Genomic DNA, 7,654 nt, shown 5'->3' with positions numbered 1-7,654 from the left:
CCCCACCTTGCCTTTTGCCCCCTGCCCCGCTAAGCGCGCCAGCTTCCGGCCATGGTCATCCCTGGAGGCGTGGCGGGAAACACACACGAATTTCGGAGCACATATATGAGCGACACCATTACGCTCGCAGCCGAGACGCGTGACCGGGTTGGCAAGGGAGCCTCCCGTTCGCTGCGTCGCGAAGGCCGCGTCCCCGCCGTGATCTACGGCCAGAATCGCGAACCGACCTCCATCCACCTGGAGGAGAAGGCGCTCGTCAAGGCATTGATGACGGGTCACTTCATGAACTCGGTGATCATGGTCGACGGGCAGCGCACGCTGGCCAAGGACGTCGCATTCCACCCGGTCACCGACCGTCCGGTGCACGTCGACTTTCTGCGCGTGGGCGAGCACACCAGCGTCACCGTCGCGGTGCCGGTCGTGTTCACCGACGAGGACAAGTCGCCCGGCATGAAGAAGGGCGCCGTGCTCAACATCGTGCGCCACGAGCTGGAGCTGGTGGTCGACGCCGCCGAGATCCCGAGCGAGATCACCGTCTCGGTCGCGGGCAAGGACGTGGGTGACACGATCCACATCAGCGACGTGAAGCTGCCGAACGGCGCGACCAGCGCGATCGACGACCGCGACTTCACGGTTGCCACGATCGTCGCACCGTCGGCGCTGCGTTCGGAAGGTTCGGACACGACCGACGAGGCGATCGAGGCCGAGGTGGCCGAGGCCGCCGGTGTCATGGCGCCGCAGACCGACGACGACGCGCAGGCCGAGGGCGACACCGACGCCGCCGGCGAGGACAAGGCGGAGGGCTGAGCCCCGACGCCGCCCGCCACGGCGGGTGCATGAACCGGGTGGGGCAGGCGAGCGGCGACGCTCCCCTGCCCCGTTCTGTTGTGGAGGGACGGACGTGCAATTGTGGGTGGGGCTCGGCAATCCGGGCGCGCAATATGCGATGCATCGCCACAATGTCGGGTTCATGGCCGTCGACGCGATCGCGGAGGTCCACGGCTTCGCCGCGCCGGCGAAGAAGTTTCAGGGCTGGTTGCAGGAAGGCCGCGTCGGCGGCGAAAAGGTGCTGCTGCTCAAGCCCGCGACGTTCATGAACGACAGCGGGCGCAGCGTCGGCGAGGCAATGCGTTTCTACAAGCTGGGCGTCGATGCACTGACCGTGTTCCACGACGAGCTCGATCTGGCGCCGATGAAGGTCAAGGTGCGCACCGGCGGCGGGCTGGCGGGGCACAACGGGCTGCGCTCGATCGACCAGCATCTGGGGCCTGAGTTCCGCCGCGTACGATTGGGGATCGGGCATCCGGGGCACAAGGACCGGGTCAGCGGCTACGTGCTCGGCAATTACGCCAAGGCGGAGATCGACGCCTTGTCCGATATGCTGGGCGCGGTCGCGGGTGAGGCGGAGTGGCTGGCGAAGGGCGACGACGTGCGGTTCATGAACGATGTGGCGATGAGGATGGCTGGGTAGAGCGTGCTGCGACCGGCTTGACCCGCCTTCGCTCGTCACCTTGGGATGACGGTAAGTAAGGGTTACGGATCGCGCTAGGCGACGAGCCGAGTGTTGGCGCGGGCACGCGCGGGTGCCTCGACCCCAGCGCCGTCGAACAGCGGCGAGGCGGTGATCAGGCGATTGCGGCCGAGCGCCTTCGCGACGTAGAGCGCGCGGTCGGCGGCGGACAGCAGCGCGTCGAGATCGTCGCCGTCGGTGCCGTGCTGCGCCAGCCCGATGCTGACGGTGGCGCGGACCCGCACGCCCTCGCCGTGGTCTCTCATGCCTGCGAGCCGCGCGATGATCGCCTCCCCCAGCGCCTTTGCCGCGGCACGGTCGGTGGCGGGTAGCAGCGCGGCGAACTCCTCGCCGCCCGGACGCGCGAGCAGCGCGCCCTGTCCCGCCAGGTCGCGGACCACGCGCGCGAACGAGCGCAGCACGGTGTCGCCCGCGGCGTGGCCGTGCTGGTCGTTGATCGCCTTGAAATGGTCGAGGTCGAAGGCGAGCAGCGCGACGCTGTGCTCGGTACCGGCGCGGCGAAGCAGCCGCGCGCCATCCTCGAAGAAACCCTGCCGGTTGCAGAGACCGGTGAGGAAGTCGGTACGCGACGCGGCGAGCAGGTCGCGCTGCGCTTCCTCGCGCACCAGCGCGACCAGCGTCATCGGCATCGCGACCGAGTAGAGCACGCCTTCGTACATCGTGATCTTCGACGCGAGCGCGAGCGTGTCGCCGCCGAGCCGCGCGACGAGCAGCGGCAGCAGCACGACGCGCGCGGCGTAGAGCGCGGCGTGCATCGCGGACAATCCGATCGCGACCGGGCGCGAGCGAAGCCCGAGCAGCACGTGGTTGCGGCGCAGCTCGAACGCGGTCAGCGCGCTCGCCACCGCGATCGGGACGCCCGCGGCATAATGCCAGAAGGCGACGCGCCAGCCGGCATCCTCCAGCAGCCAGCCGAGCGCCAGCGCGGCGACGAGCAGCAGCGAGGTGCCGACATAGTGGCGACGATCGAGCGCGGCGACGCCGTTCAGCACCAGCAGGTAACCGGTGACGATGACGAGGTTGCTGATCGCCCACCCGCTGGTCCCCGGCAGCAGCGCGCGCACGACCGCGACCGTGCACCCGAGCGCCAGCACGGTCCATCCTGCCGCCCAGATGCGCAGCGATGCGCGCCGGAAGCGTCCGAACCCCTCCCACAAGGTCAGCCCCGCGCTGACGAGCAAGGTGCCGATAATCAGCGTATAGAGGGTGGCGAGGTCGATCATCGTGTGGCCGCAACCTAGGCCGCCGGGGGCGAAAAAGCCGTTAACGCCCGCTCACACTTTCTTACAGGAGCGATCGCGCATCGGACACGTTCGCTGTCGCAGCTTGGGTGGGGATGATCATGACCGACATATCGACGCTGCTGAGCGATATCGCCGACGAAATCACGCGAGACGCCGCACGGCTGGAGCGCGAAGCGGACGCCAAGGACCCCGACGCCGCACCCGGTCCGTTCGGGATCGCGGTGGTCGCGCTGGACGGCAGTGTGACCGCCGCGGGCGACACCGCCACGCGCTTCCCGATCCAGAGCATCTCCAAGGTCTTCGCGCTGGAGGTCGCGCTCTGCGCGATCGGCGACCGCGTGTTCGAGCGGGTCGGGCGCGAGCCGTCGGGCGACCCGTTCAACTCGATCATCGAGCTGGAGCGCAAGAACGGCGTGCCGCGCAATCCGTTCGTCAACGCGGGCGCGCTGTTGACGGTCGACATGGTCGCCGAGCACGTCAAGGAGGCGCGAAAACGCGGCGCGGTAGTCGACCTGATCGCGCGCCAGCTGGGGTGCGACACGGTGCCGTTCGACGAGGAGGTGCTGGAAAGCGAGATCACCGGCGGCGACCTCAATCGCGCGATGCTGAGTTTCATGAAGCACCACGGCAACCTGCGCAGTGACCCCGACGTGGTGCTGCGCCGCTACGTCGAGCAGTGCGCGGTGTCGCTCAATTGTGCCGAGCTGGCGCGCGCCGGATGCTTCATGGCGCGCACGCGGCTGGAGCCGGACGAGGCGCGCGCGACGCGGATGCGGCACCTGCTGGCGATGATGATGACGTGCGGCCAGTATGACGCGTCGGGCGACTTCGCGCTGCGCGTCGGGCTGCCGGCGAAGAGCGGCGTCGGCGGCGGCATCCTGGCGATCGCGCCCGAGCGCGCGGCGATCGCGGTCTGGTCCCCGAACCTCGACCAGAACGGCAATTCGATCCTGGGCGTCCACGCGCTGGAAATGCTGGCCGCGCGCACCGGCTGGTCGGTGTTCGGGCCGGCGCGCGCGGCCTAACGCGCGTACAGCGTGGAGATCAGCAGCAGCTGGTGGATCGCGCGCAATTCGGCCTCCAAGCTGGTGCGCAGCAGGTCGGTGGTGGCGATCATGTCGGCGCGGTAGCTCGACCATTCGGGCGCACGCAGGTGACGCCAGCGCGCGTGATAGGCGGTGAACGTCTCCCCGAGCTGGAAACAGTCGAACTTCATCGTGCGGGCGACGATTCTGCTAGACGCGGGGCCGTGTTCGACGACGGGATCGAAGATGCGGCCGTGCTTGAAGCGCTGATATCGCCCGAGATGGACGGCGAGCCGATCGCTCTGCTGGCCGAGCAGCGCGATGGTGTCGACGCGATCGGCCGCGACCAGCGCATGCGCGCGTCGCAGCATGCAGAGGGCGCGCGCGACGTAGAACCGGCTCTCGCCGCGCAGCGCGTCGCGCGCGGCGGCCGGTCCGAACAGCGACACCGGCGCGTCCGCCGATCGATCGAGCAACTCGCTCATGCCGCCGCCGCGCGATCGGCGGTCGCACGCGCCGCGGCGGCGCGCATGTGGTCCGACAATATGGCGTAGGCGGAGAGCCAGGCGGCGCGCGTCGCACCGTCGACGCGATCGCCGAGCGTTTCGCCGAGCGCGTCGACCAGCGCCTGCCCGACGGCGGCGTAATGCCGGTCCTGCGCGCCGTAGCCGATGTGGCGCACCGCCAGTGCCTCGGCGACCGGCAGCACGGTGTGCAACGCGTCGAGCGCGTCGACCACGGTGGCGAGCGTCAGGAACAATTTGCGGCCCTGTTCGGCCATGTCGCCGCGGAACAGCGGGCGCGTGTCAGGCGCGAGCGCGAACAGGCGCGCGTAGAAAGCGGTCGCGACCGCATCGGTGAACGGCAGCACGCACGCGAAGCTGTCCTGGACAAGCGCGATCTGACGGGCGGTAATCATGGGATCACCGCTTATCAGTGAGTTACGACGGTAAGATTAACGCCGCACAGCCGCTCAATCGCGCAGTTTCTGCGCCGCGCGCGCCAGGGGCACGCGGTCCTGGTAGAATTGGATCGCGTCGGCGAACTCGGCCGGCGTGTCCGACTTCCGCCCGTAGAAGAAGATCGCGGGCGCGGCGTCGAGCCCGCGGCGCACGTCGCAGAAGCGGTCGAGCTTGCGCAGCCAGACGAACGGGAAGGCCGCGATCTGCCCGGCCTTGGTCGAGCGCAGCAGCGACTGGAACAGGTAGCGGATCGCGAGCGCGGCCATCGTGCCCGGACCGTTGGAGAAGCCGAGCGACAAGGGCGCGCAGCCGCGGAACAGCCAGCGCAGCCCGGACGCGGTGTAGCGGCTGAAATCGTACGCGCCCTCGCACACCGGCCACATGAACGACACGTTGGCGAACAGAAGCCCGCCGGGTTTGAGCACGCGCTGCATCTCGCGCGCCACGCGCGGCGCGTCGATCGTCACCTCCAGCACGCCCTGCACCCACACCGCGTCGACGCTGTTGTCGGCGAAGGGGATCGACAGCGCGTCGCCGATGAAGGTCACCTGCGGCGAGGAATAGATGTCGAACGAGGCGACGCCGACCGTCTTCGACGCGTAGAGGTCGTTCGCGCCGCTGCCGACGATGCCGCCGCCGACTACCAGGATCACGGGGCGCTCGATGCCCGACGCTTCGAGCTGCTTCACCACGTCGCGTGCGTAATGCGCGGCATAATGGTTGCGGCCGTTGACGACGCGGCCGATCGTCTCGCGCCAGTCGGCCCGCTCCACCACGCTCGCCCCGCCCGAGGCGAGCGTCGCCTCGCGGTCGAGCACGCTGGAGGGGAAGTCGACCAAGAGCGCCTGCCCGCCGACGCGCTCGAACCCGGCGTGGTGCGCGCAATCGGGATTGGTGCAGGCGAGCGTCGGGCGGCCGTCGGCGGCGGCGGGACCGGTGCGCACCGCGCTGTTGCACGCCGGACAAGCGAGCAGATCGGCGATCGTGGCGGCGTCTTCGATCAGCATGGTTCACGTCCCCCCGGACACGCGGCGAGCCTCGCCGCGGGCAATCCGCCGCGCCTAAGCGGTTACGCGCGCGCTGTCGACTGTTCCGCCGGTCGCACTTGGTTGCTAGGGCGGCGGAGATGACCAGTCGCGCGCTGTTTCCCACCCTGTTCTACGAGGCTTCGGTCGACGACGCCGATCTGTTGGAAGAAATCGACGCCTCGTGCCGCGCGCTGGCGCAGGAGGATCGTGCCGGGCGCGCGTGGTCGAAGGAACACGGCTATCGCGGCTACACCAGCTACGCCTCGCTCGCCGACCTGCCGCAGCGCGATCCGGTGTTCGCCGACCTGAAGCGCGTGCTCGACCGGCACGTGGCGGCGTTCGCGCGCGACCTGCGGCTCGATCTCGCGGGGCGCAGGCTCAAGCTCGACAGCTTGTGGGTCAATGTGATGAAGCCGGGGGGCACGCACTCGGGGCATCTTCACCCGCACAGCGTGGTGTCGGGCACCTTCTACGTTTCGGTGCCGGACGGGTCGGGGGCGCTCAAGCTGGAGGACCCGCGGCTCGCGATGATGATGGCGGCGCCGACCCGGCCCGACACGTTCGTCTACGCCGAGCCGGCGCCGGGCAGCCTGTTCCTGTGGGAAAGCTGGCTGCGCCACGAGGTGATGCCGAGCGCGGCCAAGGCGGAGCGGATCAGCGTCAGCTTCAACTATCGCTGGTGATCCCGAGCGCACCGAAGAAGCGTAAGCGGGATCCCGGGTCGAGCCCGGGATGACGATGAGGCGGCCACTGGTGAAAACGCGCGCGAGCGACTAGGTGCGCCCACAATTCCCTCTTCCACGAACTAGGAACAACGCATGGGTTTCCGCTGCGGCATCGTGGGCCTGCCCAACGTCGGCAAGTCCACCCTCTTCAACGCGCTGACCGAGACGGCCGCGGCGCAGGCCGCCAATTATCCGTTCTGCACGATCGAGCCCAATGTCGGGAACGTCGGCGTGCCCGACCCGCGGCTGAACAAGCTGGCCGAGATCGCGAAGTCGGCCAAGATCATCGAGACGCAGCTCGGCTTCGTCGACATCGCGGGGCTGGTGCGCGGCGCGTCCAAGGGCGAGGGGTTGGGCAACCAGTTCCTGGGCAACATCCGCGAGGTGGACGCGATCGTTCACGTACTGCGCTGTTTCGAGAACGACGACATCCAGCACGTCGACAACCGCGTCGACCCGATCGCCGACGCGGAGACGGTCGAGACCGAGCTGATGCTGTCCGACCTCGACAGCCTGGAGAAGCGCGTGCCCAACCTCGCGAAGAAGGGGACGCAGGGCGACAAGGAGGCGAAGCTCGCCGCAGTCGTGCTCGGCCGCGCGCTCGACCTGCTGCGCGAGGGCAAGCCGGCGCGGTTGACGCAGGTCAACGACGCGGAGGAAGCGCGCGTGCTGGAGCAGGCGCAGCTGCTGACCGCCAAGCCGGTGCTGTACGTGTGCAACGTCAATGAGGAGGATGCGGCGGAGGGCAACGCCTACTCGGCGCGCGTGTTCGACAAGGCGGCGGCGGAGGGCGCGCAGGCGGTGGTCGTCTCCGCAGCGATCGAGGCGGAGATCGCGACGATGCCGACCGAGGACCGCGCGGAGTTCCTGAGCGAGCTGGGGCTGGAGGAAAGCGGGCTCGCGCGCGTGATCCGTGCGGGGTACAAGCTGCTCAATCTGCTGACCTTCTTCACGGTGGGGCCGAAGGAAGCACGCGCCTGGACGGTCGAGGCGGGCGCCAAGGCACCGCAGGCGGCGGGCGCGATCCACTCCGACTTCGAGCGCGGCTTCATTCGCGCCGAGACGACCGCGTTCGACGATTACGTGTCGCTCGGCGGCGAGGCGGGCGCGCGCGACGCGGGCAAGCTGCGCCAGGAGGG

The 7,654-nt window shown here is 69.2% G+C and carries 9 protein-coding genes; 5 read left to right on the top strand and 4 right to left on the bottom strand.

What is annotated here, in order from left to right:
- The first annotated feature begins 105 nt into the window (after window positions 1-105).
- Window positions 106-807, top strand: coding sequence for a 50S ribosomal protein L25/general stress protein Ctc (locus ACFDS6_RS14920; protein ID WP_375272898.1), 702 nt, complete (start codon window positions 106-108; stop codon window positions 805-807).
- A gap of 94 nt (window positions 808-901) precedes the next feature.
- Window positions 902-1,471 carry an aminoacyl-tRNA hydrolase gene (pth, locus tag ACFDS6_RS14915; protein WP_375272896.1) on the top strand — a complete coding sequence of 190 codons (570 nt, stop codon included), beginning with the start codon at window positions 902-904 and terminating at the stop codon, window positions 1,469-1,471.
- A 74-nt stretch (window positions 1,472-1,545) separates the two neighbouring features.
- Here pth and ACFDS6_RS14910 read toward each other — a convergent pair whose 3' ends face one another.
- Window positions 1,546-2,754 carry a diguanylate cyclase domain-containing protein gene (locus ACFDS6_RS14910; protein ID WP_375272894.1) on the bottom strand — a complete coding sequence of 403 codons (1,209 nt, stop codon included), beginning with the start codon at window positions 2,752-2,754 and terminating at the stop codon, window positions 1,546-1,548.
- Between the two features lie 119 nt (window positions 2,755-2,873).
- On the opposite strand from ACFDS6_RS14910, the gene glsA reads away from it, so the two are divergent.
- Window positions 2,874-3,800, top strand: coding sequence for a glutaminase A (gene glsA / locus ACFDS6_RS14905; RefSeq protein WP_375272893.1), 927 nt, complete (start codon window positions 2,874-2,876; stop codon window positions 3,798-3,800).
- Here the strand turns inward: glsA and ACFDS6_RS14900 are convergent.
- Genes ACFDS6_RS14900 through ACFDS6_RS14890 form a run of 3 tightly spaced genes read right to left on the bottom strand, consistent with a single transcriptional unit; the run spans window position 3,797 to window position 5,769 of the window.
- On the bottom strand, window positions 3,797-4,285 hold the full coding sequence (locus ACFDS6_RS14900) for a hypothetical protein (RefSeq protein ID WP_375272892.1): 489 nt from the start codon (window positions 4,283-4,285) through the stop codon (window positions 3,797-3,799). The genes glsA and ACFDS6_RS14900 overlap by 4 nt on opposite strands.
- Window positions 4,282-4,719 carry a globin domain-containing protein gene (locus ACFDS6_RS14895; protein ID WP_375272891.1) on the bottom strand — a complete coding sequence of 146 codons (438 nt, stop codon included), beginning with the start codon at window positions 4,717-4,719 and terminating at the stop codon, window positions 4,282-4,284. The genes ACFDS6_RS14900 and ACFDS6_RS14895 overlap by 4 nt, the downstream gene beginning before the upstream one ends.
- Before the next feature lie 54 nt (window positions 4,720-4,773).
- Window positions 4,774-5,769 (bottom strand): class I SAM-dependent methyltransferase, encoded by a 996-nt coding sequence (locus ACFDS6_RS14890; RefSeq protein WP_375272890.1) that lies wholly within the window; start codon window positions 5,767-5,769, stop codon window positions 4,774-4,776.
- A gap of 119 nt (window positions 5,770-5,888) precedes the next feature.
- On the opposite strand from ACFDS6_RS14890, the gene ACFDS6_RS14885 reads away from it, so the two are divergent.
- Both ACFDS6_RS14885 and ychF read left to right on the top strand, forming a co-directional pair.
- Window positions 5,889-6,473: a TIGR02466 family protein gene (locus ACFDS6_RS14885; RefSeq protein ID WP_375272889.1), complete on the top strand. Its 585-nt coding sequence runs from the start codon at window positions 5,889-5,891 to the stop codon at window positions 6,471-6,473.
- Window positions 6,474-6,608: 135 nt separating this feature from the next.
- Window positions 6,609-7,654, top strand: a 1,046-nt coding sequence (gene ychF, locus ACFDS6_RS14880) for a redox-regulated ATPase YchF (RefSeq protein ID WP_375272888.1), incomplete at its 3' end; no start/stop codon positions are given.

Origin of the sequence: Sphingomonas sp., from assembly GCF_042095875.1 — a bacterium.
Classification (GTDB): domain Bacteria; phylum Pseudomonadota; class Alphaproteobacteria; order Sphingomonadales; family Sphingomonadaceae; genus Sphingomonas.
This window is presented reverse-complemented; position numbering and strand designations above follow the sequence as displayed.

What these genes read in the sequence shown, in the direction of transcription:
- ACFDS6_RS14920 (WP_375272898.1), top strand. Translation starts at nt 106, where the DNA reads ATGAGCGACACCATTACGCTCGCAGCCGAGACGCGTGACCGGGTTGGC.
- ACFDS6_RS14910 (WP_375272894.1), bottom strand. Translation starts at nt 2,754, where the DNA reads ATGATCGACCTCGCCACCCTCTATACGCTGATTATCGGCACCTTGCTC.
- glsA (WP_375272893.1), top strand. Translation starts at nt 2,874, where the DNA reads ATGACCGACATATCGACGCTGCTGAGCGATATCGCCGACGAAATCACG.
- ACFDS6_RS14900 (WP_375272892.1), bottom strand. Translation starts at nt 4,285, where the DNA reads ATGAGCGAGTTGCTCGATCGATCGGCGGACGCGCCGGTGTCGCTGTTC.
- ACFDS6_RS14895 (WP_375272891.1), bottom strand. Translation starts at nt 4,719, where the DNA reads ATGATTACCGCCCGTCAGATCGCGCTTGTCCAGGACAGCTTCGCGTGC.
- ACFDS6_RS14890 (WP_375272890.1), bottom strand. Translation starts at nt 5,769, where the DNA reads ATGCTGATCGAAGACGCCGCCACGATCGCCGATCTGCTCGCTTGTCCG.
- ACFDS6_RS14885 (WP_375272889.1), top strand. Translation starts at nt 5,889, where the DNA reads ATGACCAGTCGCGCGCTGTTTCCCACCCTGTTCTACGAGGCTTCGGTC.